This window comes from Bacillota bacterium, assembly GCA_018818595.1.
Lineage (GTDB): Bacteria > Bacillota_I > Bacilli_A > Izemoplasmatales > Hujiaoplasmataceae > JAHIRM01.
In genome coordinates, this window is sequence record JAHIRM010000028.1 from 1 (window position 1) to 18,885 (window position 18,885).

Genomic DNA, 18,885 nt, shown 5'->3' on the forward strand with positions numbered 1-18,885 from the left:
AAATTAATGATTGGTATTAATTTGAACACTGGTAAACATGCAATGGTCTATTGTCCAGCAGACACCAATTTGTATAGGTTTTTTAATCCGCATTACGAAAAAGATAAAGTTGCTGATTTTTTTGTTTACTCAGAAGAAGAGTTATTGAGACTCCTTGATGAAGAGGTTCTTATTGGTTATGTTAGTTACAATTCAAATATAAAAAGCGCGGAACTAGATGCATATTGTCACTCAGGGAACTTCTTAGACAAATATGTTGTAGATATAATTGGATTTTGTAGTGATGAACACACACGTGATGAGATTCTAGAAGTAAAAGAATCTCTGTTTGCTGGATTAATGTTATCTCCAATTCCACTGTTAGAATTTGAGAAAGAGGAAGAAATTGTTAAGTGTCTAAAAAAGTTACAATTGGATTTTGTTAGCGCATTAAAGCAGACAAGTAGTAAAATAAAATTAGCGAACTATATAAATCCGTTAGAATTAAACTCTTGTGTAAGAAAATTAAAGGATTCAATTAAGAACAACACTCCGCCTCATGCACCGCTATGAAAAAGCGGGTATTATAGACGCTGCAAATAGAGTGACAACACCAGAATTTACTGTGATAGTTTCTAACTGTTTGAGGGAATAAAATTATGAAAAAGCTTTTTAAGTATGGGTCATATATTATATCAACCTTGCTGGATTGGTATGTTTTTTGAACAGTAGTCCCAGATAATAAATGCAGAATAAAGTAGGGTGGCGTAAATGTATCAAAATAAGTAGTCATACACAGATAGTAAAAATGATAAATGTTAAAGTGCATAAACTTTTGATTTGATTAAATGAAGAGAAAATGCATTTTTTTTGTTGAAAATGCCTATTGTATTACCACAGGAAGAAAAAATTTAAACTTTTTCTCTTAGATAAAACTATTTGAGTTTAAATTTTGATATAATTACGTTATAAATGTTAGTAAAATATTATGAATTCATTTCTATCAAATACAAAAATAAATATTAATTTGAAAAGAAAGGAAATAAAATGACGAAAAACATTACTGAATTTTCCGAATTAATTTATAAACATTTCAAAAAGAGTAAACATTCATTTGTATCCATTGGATTTAGTATCGATAATCAAGAACACTACTATAATTTTGGCGAAACTGAGGATAGAAAAAATATTAAATTTGGATTAGGGTCAATTAGTAAAACTTTTATTGGTTCCTACTTAGCTAAACTCCTATTTCAAAATAAAATATCGCTATCTGATCATCTTGATTCTTATCTAGAGCTGAATAAAAATATTTACTATCCTACCATTTTAGAACTTTTAACCCACTCTTCGGGATACTCATTTTTTATTCCTAGAATACCAACAATAAAAGTTATGGTTTTTAATGGTTTTAATAAAAAAAATATCTACGAGGGGATAAAAAGAGACTGGGTATATTCTTATCTTAAGACAAAGAAACCAAAGAGAATTAAAAAATACTGTTATTCTGATTTTAATTATGCCATATTGGCTTTGATTATTGAAAAAATCGAAAACAGACCGTATATTGAAGTTATTAAAGAATACATAACCAATGATATTGGATTGAAAGAAACTAATTATTTTAATCTAACAGAATCGAAAAATTGTGGCTACTCATGGATCTGGGAAGATGATAATCCGTTTTTGGCTTCTGGAGGAATGTATTCCTCCGTAAAAGATATGTTGGTTTTCTTAAAATATCAATATGACGAGAAAAACGAATATTTAAATATGTCTCACGAAAAATATTCTAAAACGTTTCAAAAAAATATTTTCTCAGGATTTTCTTGGAATTCATTTTTAAATGGTAAGTTTTATTGGCACATTGGAGGGCAAGGACGTTTTCGTTCTTATGCTTTGTTTGATAAGAGAAGACACATCGCCATTACGATATTAGCAACGGTAGATATTAATTTACAACATGTGAATAGAATTGGGTCACAATTATATAGAGCATTGAAACGAAATTATCGCGTAATAGTTGACTTTTTAGATTCAATCGTTCAGGATAATCAAAAAAAAATTATCGAAGTGACAAACTATAAAAAAGCTTAGAGGAGGAATAAAATTGATTTATGTAAAAAAAATCTCGATTGTAGCTCTTTTGATACTTATTTCAACATTAATAGGGTGTCAGTCTTCAAAGTCAACACTTTACCGAGAAGAACTTCTTCATTTAATGAATAGTTATCCCTCAGAAACTGATTGTATAAAACAAATTAATACAAATATGATTATAACAACGGATTATGAAGATGAAGAGTTGAATTATCAAAAATCCTATAGTAGTGTTGTGGAATACGATCTGGTGAATCAATATTTTTATAATACAGAATATTCTGGTTCTACAAGAATAAAGGAATTATTAGTTTTTATTGAAGATGAATTTATCTATAAATTCGAAAAATCATTTTATCGTTTAAATGAAACTTTGATTACAGAAGATGACCTAGATAATCAACCCTTAACAGATTATATATCAGAATTAATATCGGAATATGATAATTATATTTATTTGCAAACCTATGCAGATTATGAAAAATTAAGTGAAACGCATTATGAAGCAACCCTTCCATTAAAAGATTTGTTTAAATATGATTCTGATTATGCGACAAACACGTTAGGATTAACAAGCTCAAGTGCGATTAAATCAAGCGATTTAGTTATCATTGATTATGAATTTTTTGATAATCAAATTGTTATAAAGCTAAAAACGGACAAATATCAAATTAATACATCTTCTAGTAGTAGCTTACAGTCCTATGAAATAACTACTGAAATCAATTATGTGGATTCTTTTCAACGACAAAGTATTGATAGAACCGAATACTTCCTTGCAACTTCAAGCGAAGCAGGAACTAGTTATTTTATTCATAATTATGCTAACAATTTTGATTTTATTTTTCCAAATGGGCTAAATAATTATATTAGTTATTATTTTGACGAAGGTTATTATTACTTGCCGATATTTAATTATAACAATTCAAATCTTGATCTGTTAGATGTATATGATACAAATTTAAATAAAATCAATGATTGTAATGGTCATTTTAATATTGAAGAGGCAGGCATATATTACCTTTATTTTCCACCAAAAAATTATGAAGTAAATTTGAATATTAATTGGTTGAGGTCACTTGCTACAGGAATAATTGTAGTAGAAAATCCAAGTACTTTAATAAATGAATTGAGTGATGAGTTAGACGCTTCACAAGAAAAAAGATATTTGATTTTAGAAAGCGCTACATCCTCCGGGTATATTGATTTATCGGTTGAGACTGATAGTGGCTTGTGGATTAACAACGGACTGTTTTTTAACGAAGATATTGTTCGTATTTATGTAGAACTGGGCTGTAATATTTTAATTCAAGTTAAAACAGATTTTGACAATCAATTTGATTTGAGTTGGGAGTTTAAATCGGAATAGTATTTATCTGGTAAGAAAAGCGAATTTCACTTACATAATATAACCAAACATAAGGATGTGAAGCAAATGTTTGAAGAGTTAACTAAAAAATATCATTATACTAAAATTGAAAAAGGTTGGTCAAATGATGAAAAATACCTTATTACCACAAATAATAACGAACATTTGCTTTTAAGAATTTCAGATGCGGCTTTATATCAAAAAAAGAAATATCAATTTGAAATGCTTCAAGTTTTAAAAACGAAAAACATTTCTTGTTCCCAACCCATCGAATTTGGCCATTTAAAAGATGGAAGAGTATATACTATATTATCTTACCTAGAGGGAGAAGATGCTCAAATAATCATCCCTACGTTGTCTCAGAGTCAACAATACAATCTCGGACGAGAAGCGGGAAGCACTTTACAAGTAATTCACTCCATTCCTTCTTTTAAAAGTGCAACTGATTGGGAAGAGAGAATGGACAGAAAACTTGAAAAGAAGATGAATGATTTAGTGTTGTTTAACATTGATTTACCTTATAAAGACTTGATAATTCATTATGTGAATAGCAATCGGGCTCTATATAAAAATAGAAAACAAGTATTTCAACATGGAGATTATCATGTTGGAAACATGATTATTCATGACGGAAAAATAGGAATCATTGATTTTGATAAAATTGATTCAGGAGATCCTTATGAAGAATTCAAATGTTTTGTTTGGAATGTCTATACAAGCACTTATTTTATGACTGGAATGATAGATGGTTATTTTGATGATAACGTTCCCGATGATTTTTTTCCATTATTAAAATTTTATGTGGCTGAATCTTTACTAGGTCATATTGTCTGGGCTAAAAAATTTGGAGAAGAAGAAATTAAAGTCGCTTATAAAGCTTTAGAAGATATTATGATGTGGTATGACTATTTTAAGTTAGAAATTCCAACGTGGTACAACAAATAATAATGTGATTTTACAGGTTCTACTATACGTAGACATTTGAGTTAAAAAAAGCAGTTTCATTTGTGATATAATGTACTAAAAACAAGGAGATATATCAATGGATGAATATTATAAAATCGGAAATTTTATATGTGAAATAAGGAAGAGAAAAGGATATAGTCAAGCACAACTTGGAGACTTAGTAGGAGTTTCAAATAAAGCAGTTTCCAAATGGGAAAATGGGCGAGGGTTGCCAGATACACTTCTTTTGTTAAAGTTATCAGAGATTTTAGAAGTTTCTGTAGATGAAATACTAAAAGGAGAATTATTCATTCCTTTTCTTTCAGAGACAAAACAAAACGAAACCAAAGAAGATATCCATTCCAATATTTATCTAAATCTAAAAGTTTTGTATTTGCAAAAGAAAAAATTATGGATAAGAGACACAATTCTTTTGATGCCAATGGTATTTGCCGTAGCTTTTCTTCTTACCATTTTCATTTTAATGAAAAAAGGCGTTCAATTTTCAAATCTTGATTATTTGGAATCGATGATGATGTGGATTGTTCCTTTGTTTGTTTATGGTTTTTTTGGACTTATCTATCAGGTTGTTATTGCAATTGATATTATTAAAATAAAAGAACTATCAAAATCGGATAAATTAATGTGGATTATAATAACTTACTTTATAATAAGCTATGCTTTTTATGGAATTATCATTTATCGATTTGTTCAATTCTTAAAAGCAAAAAAGCATATGAAGACAAAATTAGATGATCTTATATTTGCATAATATTTTGTCGTAGAAGTTCACCTTTTTTCTAACATAATATAAAATCATATTAAATGTCAAGTGGTTACTAAATCCTTGGCATTTTTATATTTTTAAATAAAAAGGCTAATTACATTATTCTTAGTATAATCATGTGAAATTGTGAATTCAAGATGAATATGTGATATAATAGAATGGTTCTTCATTACGGAGGTATTTTAATTATGAATAAAGATATAAATTATAAAATGGAAGTTTGTAATATGCAAAAAACGTGTAAATTATATGAACTATAAACCTTATGGAAAAACAGGGTTAACCATTAGTCGATTAGGTTTTGGCGCGTGGCAATTAGGGAATGAATCTTTTTGGGGAGAAATGACCGAGGAAGAAGGGGTTAAGTTAGTAAAAGATGCCATTAATAAAGGCATAACCTTTTTTGATACTTCTCCAGGATATGCTGCAGGACTGAGTGAAATCATTATTGGAAAAGGAATCAAGGGACAAAGAGAAAAAGTCGTAATTAATACGAAATTTGGCCACAAAGTTGATGGAACATCTGATTTTTCTGTTGAAGCAATTGAACCATCTTTAAGAGACAGTTTAAAAAGATTAGATACGACTTACATTGATAGTCTTATTTTACATAATCCGGAGCCAGATATTTTATCGGGTAAAACGGGTCATTTTACTGAACTAAAAAGATTAAAAGAATTAGGGCTTATTAAAGCATATGGAGTAAGTATAGATACATATCAAGAACTGAAAACTACAATTGAAAAAACTGATTGTCAAGTAATCGAACTTTTATTTAATGTGTTTTTTCAAGCGCCAGCGCCTATTTTTACTTTTGTAAAATCTAAGAAGATTGCTTTAATTGCAAAAGTTCCTCTTGATTCAGGATGGTTAACAGGAAAATACAATCAACATTCTACGTTTACTGGAGTTCGCTCAAGATGGAATCAAGAATCCATCAAACGAAGAGCAGACTTAGTAGAAAAAATGAAAAGAATGACAAATGATACTGATTTAACAAAATATGCATTAGGTTTCATTTGGAGTTTTGATGCTGTTACAGCTGTTATTCCAGGAATTAAAAACCTAGAACAACTAAGTGCAAACCTAGAAGCAGAGGCTTTTGAGTTTCCATATAAACTAAAACAATCTTTTATTGATTTATACAATCAACAATTAAAAAACAAACCTCTTTCTTGGTAAAAATATATAAAGGAAAGGATGAAAGTTGTGCCAAAAGTTAGTTTTGCAAGTAAAATAGTTTCTTTAATTATTACACTTCGCGGTTCTAAAAAAATGTATTCAAGCAAAGAACTTGCACAAAAATACATTGAAAAAAAGCGTATTGAGAACCAAAAACCATATAAAATTCCTTTAAAGTATAAATTATTTACAAAAGAACTAAAAATTGAAGGATTACCTTGTTTTATTATTAGTGGTAAAGGCAATAAACATATTTTTTATTTACATGGTGGAACCTATATTGAAAATCCTTCTCCACAACACTGGGATTTTTTACATAAAATCCATAAAGAAACTGATGCAAACATATTGGTGCCCATTTATCCAAAAACACCAACCTATTCCTTTCAAGAATCGTTTGATCAAGTATTAAAAGTGTATCAAAAAATGTATAAATTGCAAAACCCTTCCAATTTAATTTTAATGGGAGATTCTGCAGGTGGAGGCTTTGCTTTAGCCTTTTCAATGTTATTAAAAACAAAAAAACTTAAACAACCAAGTCAAATTATCTTAATTTCACCATACCTTGATTTGATGCTTGAAAATCCTAAAATTAAAGATGTAGAACCAAGTGATAAGATGCTTGGAGTGATTGGCGGACGAGAAATTGCAAAACAATGGTCAAAAAATACAAATCCAAATCATTATTTGTTAAGCCCTATAAACGGTGATTTAAAAAATCTTCCTCCCATTAGTCTTTTTATTGGAACTTTCGATATACTATGGCCTGATTGCGTATTATTAAAAGAAAAGGCAATCAAAGAAGGGTTATCAATTAATTACTATGAATATATTGGAATGTGTCATGATTTTCCGCTTCTTCCCATCCCAGAGGGGAAACTTGCGGTAAAGCAGATAGTTGAATTAATTAAACACTAAATTACATACAAAAAAAGAGAAGTGTAAAAGCACACTTCTCTTTTTATGTAAAAATTGAATGATAAGTAAATTATGGAAATTTTATTCAGCTAAACCTTCTATTGCACCCTTGATTTGAGCAATAAATTGAGCTTTAGTAAGAGTACCATTTGCATAAAGTGTGTAGATAGGTCCTATTGTTTCCATTCCAAATCCACTAGGCATATCATTTTGCCACCAAGCATAAACATCACCTGATGCCATCCATTCAGCTACTGCAGCTGATAATGGAGTAGAAGGAGTTAGAGTAACAGATTTGAACGCAGGAACCATTTTAGCGTCATTTACCATATACTCGTGTCCAGCAGTTGTAGAAGCTAAATCTTGTAAGAATGCTTTTGCAGTTGCAATGTTTGCAGATGCACTATTCACAACATAATAAGAAGGTGCACTTACAAAGATAGAAGTATTTTCGCCAGTAAATGCAGCATGAGGAGCATATCCCATTGTAAAATCAGCTTCGTCTAAGTTTGGATCAATCCAGTTACCTTGGTGGATAAAAGCAGCATGTCCACTGTCAAATAATTGAATTTGGGTGTCATAAGTTCCACTAGCTAATACAGTCTCGTCAGCATATTCAAATAATAATTCAACCCAATCTGCTAAAGCAGCAAGTCTTGCATCGTTTGCAATACCAGCGTTTAGGTCATCGATAATGGAAGAGTCATCATATGCTAATCCTGATGATAAGTAGCCATTGAAATTATGTAATCCAGTAACCCAAGTCATACCTGTACCGCCGGCTGCCATTGATAAAACTGCATAATCATCCATATTTTCTGTATCATAATAAGCTTGGATAGCAGCAAAAGCAGTTTCATAAGCGGCTAAATTTGTTAAGTCAGCAGGATCAACACCAGCAGCTGTAAGAATTTCTAAATTGTAAGCCATTCCCCAACCTTCAACTGCAACTGGGAATCCATAAGTAACTCCGTCAACTACAAATTCTAAATCCGTATCTGTTAGCCAAGTTTCTCCATCTAATGGATAAATCTTATCAGCATATAGATCGTAACCACCCATACCTTCAATTACGAAGATGTCAGGTTGAACGGCTTTTTGGAATTCAGCAAGAATTTGAGTTGCATAAGTACAGGAGTCCCCTCCACAAGTAACGACTTCAACATCAATGTTATTTGCTAATCCCCAAGCTTCGGCATAAGCAGTTAACGTTGCGTTGATTTCAACCTTATTTTGAAAGATAACTAAGGAAGTGTCTAATTGTGGGACTGTAGTAGTTGTAACGGTTTCGGTACAACCCATTACGGAAAATACTGTTACAAAAGCGACTAAAAGCAATAATAATTTTTTCATTTGTTTCCTCCTATTTTTTTTGATTTAGTCTTTTGAATATATAATTCACAATGGTATTCGTTTTCTATGAAAACAAGTTCATTGTAAACACCAATTTGAATTGGTTTATCGACATATATGGAAAGTTGTCGATTCACCAAAAAGTGAAGATTTACTCCTTTATAAAAAATTTTCAATTCAAAGCCTGTAATTTGTTTTGGCAAAACTGGGTGAATAAGGAGATTATTATATTCGGTTCTAAGTCCAAGTAATCCATGAAGTATGGCTAAATAAGATCCACCTAAATTCGCAATATGTAAACCATGATCGGTATTGTTATAAGTGTTTTCAAAATCAATTTTGACTACATCTAACAAATAATCATATGCAATATCGGTGGCACCCAGTTTTGCTGCAACGATGCTGTGTATGCACTTAGATAGGCTTGAATCATGTGTCGTCAAAGGTAAGTAATAATTAAATGTATCCTGTAAGATGTCTTCATCGTGAAAATTTAATAAAAACATTGCAAGTAGAGTATCTGCTTGTTTTAGTACTTGTTGACGATAAATAAATAAAGGATGATAATGTAATAAAAGTGGAAAATTTCCTTTAGGAATCAAAGTCAAATCCAGAATTTGTTTTTGCAAAAAAGATTCGTCTTGAGCATAGATGTTTTTTTCTGTATCAAAGAAAAACGTCATTTGTTTAGCTGCTTTTTCAAAATTTCTTATTTCATTTATGGTTAAATTAATTTTAGAAATAACATTCGTTAAATCTTCATTATAAAGTTGAAAATAAGAAACGATTGATTCAAAATGAAATTTCGCCATAGCATTTGTATAATAGTTATCATTAACAAGAGTTGTATATTCATCTGGACCAGTTACTGAATTTAAATGGAAACCATCTTTTGAAAAATTTCCAACATCAAGTAAAAATCTAGCGGTTTCAACTAACATTTCAAAACCATATTGAAACAAAAAATCTAAATCGTTTGTGACTTCAATGTATTTTATAATAGTATATGCTACATCGCTGTTAATATGATATTGAGCACTACCTGCGGGGAAGTAAGGAGATAATTCATTTCCACTAATGGTTCTCCAAGGAATTTTAGCCCCAGTTTTTGCTCCTAGTTTAAGTGCTGCTTCTTTGGCCTGTGATAAATGTATGTAGCGATTCATCAAAAGTGATTTTGCTTTAGGTGCATCAGTATACAAGAAGAATGGAAACATATAAATTTCAGTATCCCAGAAGTAGTGTCCTTCATATCCCTCGCCGCTTAGCCCTTTAGAAGCAATATTAAATTCTTTTTGATTGGCGTGACTTGCATTTAATTGATACAAACTGTAATGCATCATGAAATCAAGGTAATCGTTTCCAATGATTTTCACTTCTGATTTTTCCCAAAATGAATTCAAATATTCTTTTTGTTTTGTAAGATAGAAATCAAAACCTTTATTTAATGCATTAGTTAAAACAGTTAAATTTTCTTTTTCTAAATCTTGATGATTTAAATCAGTGGTAAAGACAACATATTTTGTAAAAGCAAATTTTGTGTTGGGATGTATTGTTACAAGAATTGATCCATCAATTCCTATATCAGTAGATGAATACTGAAATTCTTGATTGTGAGCAATGGATGCAACTAAATTTAAATGACTTTTAGTAGTACTAGCATAAATACTAGCAAAAGGAGCTTTCAGTGTTTTTTTCGAAATATCTAGTTCTTTATGAGAAGAACTATTAATTCTCGGATCCATTGATTTTTCGATTCGATTATCTGGAAGTTGCAAACTAGAAGTAATTAAAACATCACCTGTGTAATTAATAGAAGAAAATTGAATTCGAAGAAGAAGAAGTTCTTTTTGATAAAAAGAAACCATTTTCTCCTCTTGAATTTCAAAAATAAAACCATCTTCTGTTTGATATTAGCATTTTCGAATCGTGAAACCACTTGTTAAATCAAACGTTCTTTTTAAAGAAATAAGCGTACAAGTAGATAAATTTATCGGTTTTTCCTTTACGTAAAACGTAATAGATTGACCATCTAAAATATTGATAACACGTTCACCTTGCTGAGGGAAATTCACTGAATTTTCTTCGTATTTATAATCATATAAATTGTAAAAGCCATTTAAATATGTTTGTTTGTAATGATCTAGACCATACCCTTCAACAAAATTACCTCTTACACCCATGATGCCATTTGCAAGTGAAAAGATAGATTCATCTATAAATAATTCTGTTGTATTTGTACGATTGTTGCGGATTATATTTTTCATTTTAAACCTCATTCACATGTATTTCGGGATAGTTTAGTAACGATTTATTTAATAGCTCCAGAAGTCATTCCTTTAATAATATGTTTTTGAGCAAATAAGAACAAAACGATTACTGGTAAAGCAGCTAAAACGACGCTTGTAAGAATCATGTCCCATTCTCTAACGTAAGAACCAGCTAAGTTAGCAACAGCCAAAGGAAGAGTTCTAACTTTACCATTTACTCCAATAATTAATAATGGGAGTAAATAATCATTCCAAATCCACATACCATTTAAAACAAGTAAAGTAACAAATATTGGTTTTAAAATAGGAAGAATGATGCGGAAGTAAAGTTGAGGTTTTGTACAACCATCAATGATTGCAGCTTCTTCAATATCAATAGGAATTGACTTAATAAAACCGTGAAACAAGAAGATGCTAAGAGGTGCTCCAAAGCCTATATAAGCTAGAATGACACCTTGGTAAGTATCTTTTAAAGGAATGCCAGTTAAATTTGTTAAGATTTCAAGTAAACTGACAAGTGGTAACATAACAACTTGGAAAGGAATAACCATTCCACTTAAGAAGAACATAAAAATTAAGTAAGAATACTTTGTTTTCGTTCGAACTAAAACCCAAGCAGCCATACCACTGAAAACGCCTATGGCTATTAAACTTGCGGAAGTGATAATAATGGAATTAAAGAATGCTTCGAAATATTTAACGTTATCATTGTTAAATATCATAATTACATTTCTAAAAAACTGAAGAAAGTCTGAAGGTAAAGCAAGTGGAGTATTAATGATTTCTGATGAAGTTTTTCCAGCATTTATTACAATAATAAAGAAAGGTAAGAAAAAGGCAATTAGCAATAAAAACGCAATAATTTCAAGAAAGATTTTTCCGCGGAAGAATTTTTTCATTATAATTCCACCTCTCTTTTTTTATTGTAATTAACCTGAACAATTGAAAATCCTAGTAATGCGATAAAGAATATAATTGCTTTTGCTTGTCCTACACCCATTTTAGAAAATACAAAGGCTTCATTATAGATATTGATGGCCATTAAATTTAACGATTTAACTGCTGGAGCATAGGATAGATTATACATATCTGCAATCCAACCAGGAAGCAAAGTAGGTGGTCCTCCTGCGGTTAAACTAGAGATGGTATCAAATTGTTTAAAAGATGTAACAAGTGTCAAGAACAATGATACGGTAAAGGCTTGAGCTACAAGTGGAAAAGTAATATGACGCAATCGTTGTAATGCAGTAGCTCCATCAATTTGACTTGCTTCCACCAAATCTTGAGGAACGTTTTGAATGGCGGCTATGTAAATCATCATGATGTATCCCGCATATTGCCAAGTAACAACAACAATTAAAGCAAACATTGCTGTTTGACTATCAATTATTAAGCTGCCAGAAAATGCTCCACCAATTGCTGTTACGGCATTATTAAAGACAAATTGCCAAATATACCCTAAAACCAAACCACCAATCAGATTAGGCATAAAAAAACCAGCCCGGTAAATGTTTTTCAGCTTTAATTTTTGGGTAACAAGTAATGCAAGTGAGAAAGCAACAACGTTAATTACAACTATATTTAAAACAGAGTAAATAGCAGTTCGGTAGAATGAATAAAAGAAAGCATAATCTTTTAGTAATGTTTTATAGTTTTGAAACCAAACAAAGGTTTCGTGACCGGTATTTAATCCAGTCCAATTTGTCATGGAATAATAAATACCCATAATAAAAGGAGTGAAAACAAAAACAAGGAATGCACCTAACGAAGGAAGTAAAAAATAAATAAAGATACGATTATTATGAGCTTTATTGGTATATCCTGAAATGTGATCATCCAAATATATTAATGTTTTATTTTGGCCTGTATATTTATTTTCTTTGATTGGAAATAACGTTTTATTACGAAAAACAAGAATATTATCACTAATTTCTATGATTTTTTGTTTATTCATTCTGTTTTGTTCTTTGCGATTTAAATTAGTAAGCTTTATTTTTAAAACTAGAATTTTGAAATTATAATATAATTTGATAGAAAGTAAAACGATGTTTCGAATAGGAATGTAAATAAATACAATTGGGATTGCTAAAATTAAAATCCAAAGTTTGAAAAAAAACTTTTTGGGTTTTACTTGTGTTTTACTCATAGACACTCTCCATCTTTTTGATTAAATAGTTTATTTTTTAAATAATTTAATTCGTTTGTTTGAAGATTTGGGGTTGCAAAGCAATCTGGAATGGGCTTGCATGTTTCTTTATTGTTTAATGTAAGTGATTTAACGATTGCCTGATAATAGGTCAAGGCCGAAGCATCCCATGTATATTTTGATGCCACACGTTTTTTACCTTGTGATTTATAAAACAAATAATGAGTAAAAACTTCATGAAGCCCTTTTTGAATATCTAGAAGATTTAAAGGATCTACTAAAACGCCAAAAGATTCGTTGTTTTCCAAAAGCACATCACTTGGACCGCCATTTTTAGTTACAACAACTGGCAAACCTGAACACATTGCTTCAATCGGAGCAAGTCCAAAAGGTTCATACAAAGAAGTAAGAGCAAAAACAGATTTTTGATAAGACAAGTATTTATAAAGTGCAGCTAACTCTTGTTGTGAATCAACACTAATAAAGCAGACTTTTCCAATCAAATGATAATCGGTAATAATCTTCATCATGTCATCTAAAATAGAAAGCTCGTCTTTTTTAGCGTTTGAGTAGTCTATAAATGCATTTTGAATTCCTCTTAAAGAGATAATTAAATTTGATTTAAGTTGTAAATTGGTATCCATTGCGTAAGCTTTCAGTAACGAAATGTGATTTTTTTTAGCATCCAGACGACTTGCTAGAATGATAAATGAAAAACGGATTCGAGAGGCAGAAATATCTCTTTCAATCACTTTTTGAATTTTATCAAATATCGAAGCGTCGCTTTCTGTTTTTGTTTCAGAAAATGTTGAAGTGTTTGCCCCAGGAGGGCTTATAACAAAGCTTTCACTTCGTAATTTCTTTTCAGAAACATCTTGATATAAAGGATGAAAATATTGTTCATCTCTTTCTTGTTTCGTGGAAACAAAAATAATATCTGCGTTGTTTATAGCAATTCTTTCAGCAAGGATTCTTTTGGACAATTTATATTTTTCATCTAAGACTGAAAAATTTTCTAAAGTAAAACCAATTTTATCTAGTTTTTGTGCACCTAAGCTGTGCCCAGTAAAAGAATATGGAATATGTAATCTTTGTTTAATCATTGCACATGCAAGACCGCCATCTCCATAATGCCCTGTAAGAAAGTCTGGAAGCTTATCTTGATTTTCAAAAAATTTTATGATATTTTCAGTCCATTCAGATAAATAATCCCACAAATATTCTTTATTTAAGAAAGTAGTAGGACCGCAAGGAATTCTTACAATTCTTACTTGCTTTTCTGAATCATAAAAATCAAAGGAATTCTTAAATTCAGGAAAAACACCATCATCAAATTGTCTTGTGATAATATCTACTTGATGTCCAAGTTTAGCAAGAGAAGAAGCGATTTCTTTTACATAAACCAATTGGCCACCAAAATCAGGGTGCATCGTCCAATAAGAATCGAATTTATCAAAATTACCTTGAGGATTTAAAAACGCGATATACATATTTTTACCTGCTTTCGACCATAGATTTAATTTGATTAATTTCAGGTAAATTAGCATTTGCGCCAATTACTTTTAAGTTTAAAGCGCTGCATTGAAGACCATATGATATTGCATTTTCTATCGATTCTCCTTGACAAAGGCCTCCATATAATCCACTCCAAAATGCATCTCCTGCGCCTGTAGAATCAAGTATTTCAGTAGCATAAGTAGGAAATGAAATAATAGAATCTTTATATTTAGCAATCAACCCTTTTTCACCTAGAGTCATGATAATAAGTTTGCATCCTAACTTTTGGTATTTTGTTAAAAGTTGATCTATGGAAAAACAATCTCCAAAAATTCGTTTGGAATCATCAAAGCTTGGTTTGATAATATCTACGTATTGGCAAATATCTTTTAATAAAGTCAAATTAGATTGGATAGAATCATCAAGCATGGAATGATAATTAGGGTCAAAACCAATTAAGGCATGATGTTCTTTTGCGATTTGAATGGATTTTAACAAGGTAGATCTGCTAGGCTCATTTGATAAAGGCCAAAAAGAAAAATGAAGTATTTTTGTTTGAGCTAAGTCTTGTTCTAATTCACTTGTAAAAGGAATGAAATAATCTGCACTTCGATGAAAAGAAGGAGTTGGAGATAATGCATTTTTATTAACTTTTACAAAAGAAGTAGGTTTTTGAACTATGTTAACATTATAGTTAATTTGATGATTGTTTAAGTTGTCTAGCAAAAAAGATCCAAAAGTATCGTTTCCTACGCTTCCATATAATTTAGAATGAATTCCTAATTGTCTTAAATTTAAAGCGATATTGGCAGAACTTCCACCGTATAATTGGTAGCTTTTATTAAAATCGTCATCAGTAATGATGTCAACAAGAATTTCACCTATGATAACTACATCGTATATTTTACTTAAATCGAAATCAAATTTATGTTTAATTGGCATGAATGATCCCTTCTTAAGTCTATGGAAAGGTTTCCATATCGGTGTAAAAAAATAATAGCGCTTACAAATGGATTATATCATTCTTTAAATCTGATGTCAAACGAAATTCGGAAAAAAAATTCTTTTTTTGTTTTATGCAGTTTCACCTTCGGAAAAACAAACTGGAATAATGATGTTTTCAATGGGTTTTTTGGCATAGAAATTAGTGATAATACTACTTATGGCTTTCGCAATTAATTGGGGAGATTGAGAAATAGAAGTAATTCGTTTTCCTAAATTTAAAAAGCTTCTTCCTCCATCAAAACCTATCACTTTAACGTCTTCTGGTACGCGTTTATTCATTTTTTCTAGTGCTTTGATAACTGCATAGGCAACAGCATCTGAAACGGTAAATATCCCATCAACGTCAGGGTATACTGAAATCATTTTGTAAATTTCTTCCGGATTTACAAAATAATCACCTAGTGGATATTCAATGTTTGTAATGTTTGTTATGCCATTATTTGCAAGATATTCAATAAAACCTTTTCTTCTTTTGGTTACTTCTGTAATAACCGGTGTGTTATCTCCTTGAGCATCATCACCAATAAACATAAAATTTTTACAGCCTTTTTTTATAAGTCTTTTTGCGGCTAAAATACCACCTTGATAATTGTCACTTGCTACAAAAGGAATGTTTGTAAACCTGCGATCAAAGGAGAGAATTGGCAAAGTGTTATCTAAATATTGTTCAATATCATTGTTTGTAAGCAAAATGACTGCATCTACGCGGTTATTTCTTAACATATCTAAATATACAATTTCTTTTTCAATTTTTTCACTTGAATTACAAAGCATTACTTTGTAACCGGACTTAAATAATTCTTCTTCCACATGATACAATAATTCTCCAAAAAACAAATGCAAACTACTAGGAAGTAAAAAAGCTACGATATTATTTCGTTGAGTTGTCATTGATCTTGCTATTTCATTTGGATAGTATTTGACTTCCTTAATAATTTTCTCAACTTTTTCGCGAGTTTCTTTTTTTACATATCCAGAATTGTTAATGACTCTCGATACGGTTCCGATTCCAACGCCTGCTTTTTTTGCAACTTCTTTAATATTTGCCATATTCATCATCCTTCACTATTGTATGGTGTTTATTTTATTTTAACATACAGAATGGATTTATAAAACAAAAATGTGGAAATCGTTCCACAAAAAAAATAACCGACGATTCTCGATTATTCTTTTTATTGTTTATAAGTCTTTCATTTATTACAAGTTTGGGCAAACTCCTTCAAATTCTGATGTTTTGCTATAAGCATAAGCGGTTCCTTGATTACCATTGCTACCTTTGTATTGATTCATAGTTTGTTCTCCCGTTCCATTTTGATTGCCTTTTCTAAATTGATTTTTTATTTGATTGACCATATCAGTTCCTAAGCAACTGTAATGATCTTTTTCAAAAGCATTTAAATGGTTCATAGATGCATCTCTTAAATAAGTGAATACATTTTTAATATCGTCTGGTAAATCAGTTTGTGCTAAGAAAGTTTCATACATAGTAATGTTTGCTTGTTCAGCATCGATTCCTGTTGCATACGCAGCAGTGATTGATTCTGGAATGACAACGTAATTTGCAGAATTATCTATTGTTGCTGTAACTCCATATGTTTCAAATAAAGGAAGCAATAAATTAATATGTGTTTCTTCCGCAAGTATTACATTTGTGAAAGGACGAATTTCACCATACGTTTCAATAATTGCAAGGTATTCAGCTCTAGCTAAATACTCATCTTGAAGTGCGTAATTTAACATTTCTTCGATGGTATAACTAGTATTTGTTTCATCTGTGACAGTATCTAATTCTACAACAACATCGTCGTATACAGATTCTGCACTAACGTTTACAAGCGTTAAAGTAAAACCACCAATTATTACAAATCCTAAAACAAGTAAAGCTTTCATAATATTTCTTTTCATTTTAATATCCTCCTGTTTGTTTTCTGTCTAATATACGGTTAAATCATGGCAAATATTGGGATAATGCAAATCTTCACAAAAACCTCATATTTTGAGTCGATTTGTAAAAATAGAAATGTTTTTCACTAAACCAGTAAAAAAAAGTGAAAATCTCTTTTTTGTTTTAATATAATTTGATATTATAGTATGGAAGCGCAAGGAGATGAGATTTATGGCGAAATTAAAAGGGAATTTACTATATGGTCAATCTGGTGGACCTACTAGTGTTATTAATGCTTCCGCTTATGGAGTGATTACAGAAGCTTTAAAACATCACCAAGAAATTGGTGAAGTAATTTGTATGAGACATGGAATTAAAGGAGCGCTAAACGAAGATTTCATCTTTATTAATAAGCAAAAAGAAGAAGATATCGAACTTTTAAAACATACCCCTGGTTCAGCTTTTGGATCTGTTAGGTATAAAATGAAAGATTTTCGTGAAGATGATTCAGATTATATACGACTTCTTTATATTTTTCAAAAATATAATATCCGGTATTTCCTATATAATGGCGGAAATGATTCTATGGATACTTGTTATAAAATAGCGGATTATATGAGTCACATTGATTATGATTGCTTTATAATAGGGATTCCAAAAACCATAGATAATGATTTACCCTTTACTGATCATACTCCAGGGTTTGGAAGTGCAGCAAAATTTATCTCAAATACTATTATGGAAATTAGTTACGATATGTTGGCTTATCCAAATGGTAAAGTAACTATTGTTGAAATTATGGGTAGACACGCAGGCTGGCTTACAGCGGCATCATCGATAGCCTCCATTAGTGGATATGGGCCTGATTTGATTTATCTTCCTGAAATTCCTTTTTCTGTGGAGCAATTTAAAGAAGATATCAAAAGAGTATATCATGAGAAAAAACAATGTTTAATTGCGGTTTCAGAAGGAATAACAAATGAAGAAGGAATTTTCATTAGTTCGAGTTCCGGATTAAAAGACGCTTTTGGGCATTTTCAATTAGGTGGAGTAAGTGCAAAACTTGCGAATATTGTTTCAGCCGATTTAGGAATTCCTTCGAGATCTGTTGAATTTGGATCGACACAAAGAGCGGCTAGTCACATCCAAAGTTTAACGGATGTAGAGGAAGCAATTCTTGTTGGAAGACACGCTGTAAATGCTGTATTACGTCACGAAACCGATTTAATGATTACATTGAATCGGGTAAGTTCAAATCCTTATAAAATCGAGTATGGACTTCATCCTTTATCTGATTGTGCTAATCAAGAAAAAACCGTTCCACTGGATATGATAAACAAAGAAGGAAACGGAATTACAGATAAATTTCTTGAATATGCCTTACCATTAATCCAAGGTGAAAATCCTCCCCAATATAAAGATGGAATCCAACAATTTTCAAAAATGATA

At 30.7% G+C, this 18,885-nt stretch carries 17 protein-coding genes; 8 read left to right on the forward strand and 9 right to left on the reverse strand.

What is annotated here, in order from left to right; all coding sequences use genetic code 11:
- The 7 genes from KJ971_05165 to KJ971_05195 all read left to right on the forward strand — a co-directional run.
- The coding region (locus KJ971_05165) for a hypothetical protein (GenBank protein MBU1145228.1) at positions 1–552 on the forward strand (552 nt) is incomplete at its 5' end.
- 474 nt (positions 553–1,026) lie between these two features.
- Positions 1,027–2,076 carry a beta-lactamase family protein gene (locus tag KJ971_05170; GenBank protein MBU1145229.1) on the forward strand — a complete coding sequence of 350 codons (1,050 nt, stop codon included), beginning with the start codon at positions 1,027–1,029 and terminating at the stop codon, positions 2,074–2,076.
- Between the two features lie 13 nt (positions 2,077–2,089).
- Entirely contained in the window at positions 2,090–3,448 is a 1,359-nt protein-coding gene (locus KJ971_05175; GenBank protein ID MBU1145230.1) for a hypothetical protein, read from the forward strand.
- A gap of 66 nt (positions 3,449–3,514) precedes the next feature.
- The gene (locus KJ971_05180; GenBank protein ID MBU1145231.1) at positions 3,515–4,393 is read left to right on the forward strand and encodes a phosphotransferase; all 879 of its coding nucleotides are present in this window, start codon (positions 3,515–3,517) and stop codon (positions 4,391–4,393) included.
- Between the two features lie 97 nt (positions 4,394–4,490).
- Positions 4,491–5,165 (forward strand): helix-turn-helix domain-containing protein, encoded by a 675-nt coding sequence (locus KJ971_05185; GenBank protein ID MBU1145232.1) that lies wholly within the window; start codon positions 4,491–4,493, stop codon positions 5,163–5,165.
- Positions 5,166–5,429: 264 nt separating this feature from the next.
- Entirely contained in the window at positions 5,430–6,362 is a 933-nt protein-coding gene (locus tag KJ971_05190; GenBank protein MBU1145233.1) for an aldo/keto reductase, read from the forward strand.
- Between the two features lie 27 nt (positions 6,363–6,389).
- The gene (locus KJ971_05195; GenBank protein MBU1145234.1) at positions 6,390–7,280 is read left to right on the forward strand and encodes an alpha/beta hydrolase; all 891 of its coding nucleotides are present in this window, start codon (positions 6,390–6,392) and stop codon (positions 7,278–7,280) included.
- Between the two features lie 81 nt (positions 7,281–7,361).
- Here the strand turns inward: KJ971_05195 and KJ971_05200 are convergent, their stop codons facing one another.
- The 9 genes from KJ971_05200 to KJ971_05240 form a co-directional block, all read right to left on the reverse strand.
- Positions 7,362–8,633, reverse strand: a complete 1,272-nt coding sequence (locus KJ971_05200) for an extracellular solute-binding protein (GenBank protein ID MBU1145235.1) — start codon at positions 8,631–8,633, stop codon at positions 7,362–7,364.
- Positions 8,630–10,501, reverse strand: coding sequence for a family 65 glycosyl hydrolase (locus KJ971_05205; GenBank protein ID MBU1145236.1), 1,872 nt, complete (start codon positions 10,499–10,501; stop codon positions 8,630–8,632). Before KJ971_05205 ends, KJ971_05200 begins: the two co-directional genes overlap by 4 nt.
- A 45-nt stretch (positions 10,502–10,546) precedes the next feature.
- Positions 10,547–10,900 carry a hypothetical protein gene (locus KJ971_05210; protein MBU1145237.1) on the reverse strand — a complete coding sequence of 118 codons (354 nt, stop codon included), beginning with the start codon at positions 10,898–10,900 and terminating at the stop codon, positions 10,547–10,549.
- Positions 10,901–10,944: 44 nt separating this feature from the next.
- A complete protein-coding gene (locus KJ971_05215) occupies positions 10,945–11,802 on the reverse strand; it encodes a carbohydrate ABC transporter permease (GenBank protein MBU1145238.1) in 858 nt (285 codons plus the stop codon).
- The gene (locus KJ971_05220; GenBank protein MBU1145239.1) at positions 11,802–12,857 is read right to left on the reverse strand and encodes a sugar ABC transporter permease; all 1,056 of its coding nucleotides are present in this window, start codon (positions 12,855–12,857) and stop codon (positions 11,802–11,804) included. Before KJ971_05220 ends, KJ971_05215 begins: the two co-directional genes overlap by 1 nt.
- 188 nt (positions 12,858–13,045) lie before the next feature.
- Positions 13,046–14,539 carry a glycosyltransferase gene (locus KJ971_05225; protein ID MBU1145240.1) on the reverse strand — a complete coding sequence of 498 codons (1,494 nt, stop codon included), beginning with the start codon at positions 14,537–14,539 and terminating at the stop codon, positions 13,046–13,048.
- A gap of 4 nt (positions 14,540–14,543) precedes the next feature.
- Entirely contained in the window at positions 14,544–15,488 is a 945-nt protein-coding gene (locus KJ971_05230; protein ID MBU1145241.1) for a carbohydrate kinase, read from the reverse strand.
- A 132-nt stretch (positions 15,489–15,620) separates the two neighbouring features.
- Positions 15,621–16,601: a LacI family DNA-binding transcriptional regulator gene (locus KJ971_05235; protein ID MBU1145242.1), complete on the reverse strand. Its 981-nt coding sequence runs from the start codon at positions 16,599–16,601 to the stop codon at positions 15,621–15,623.
- A 147-nt stretch (positions 16,602–16,748) separates the two neighbouring features.
- Positions 16,749–17,456 carry a DUF2202 domain-containing protein gene (locus KJ971_05240; GenBank protein MBU1145243.1) on the reverse strand — a complete coding sequence of 236 codons (708 nt, stop codon included), beginning with the start codon at positions 17,454–17,456 and terminating at the stop codon, positions 16,749–16,751.
- Between the two features lie 211 nt (positions 17,457–17,667).
- On the opposite strand from KJ971_05240, the gene KJ971_05245 reads away from it, so the two are divergent.
- A partial coding sequence (locus KJ971_05245) for a 6-phosphofructokinase (protein MBU1145244.1) occupies positions 17,668–18,885 on the forward strand: 1,218 nt, incomplete at its 3' end.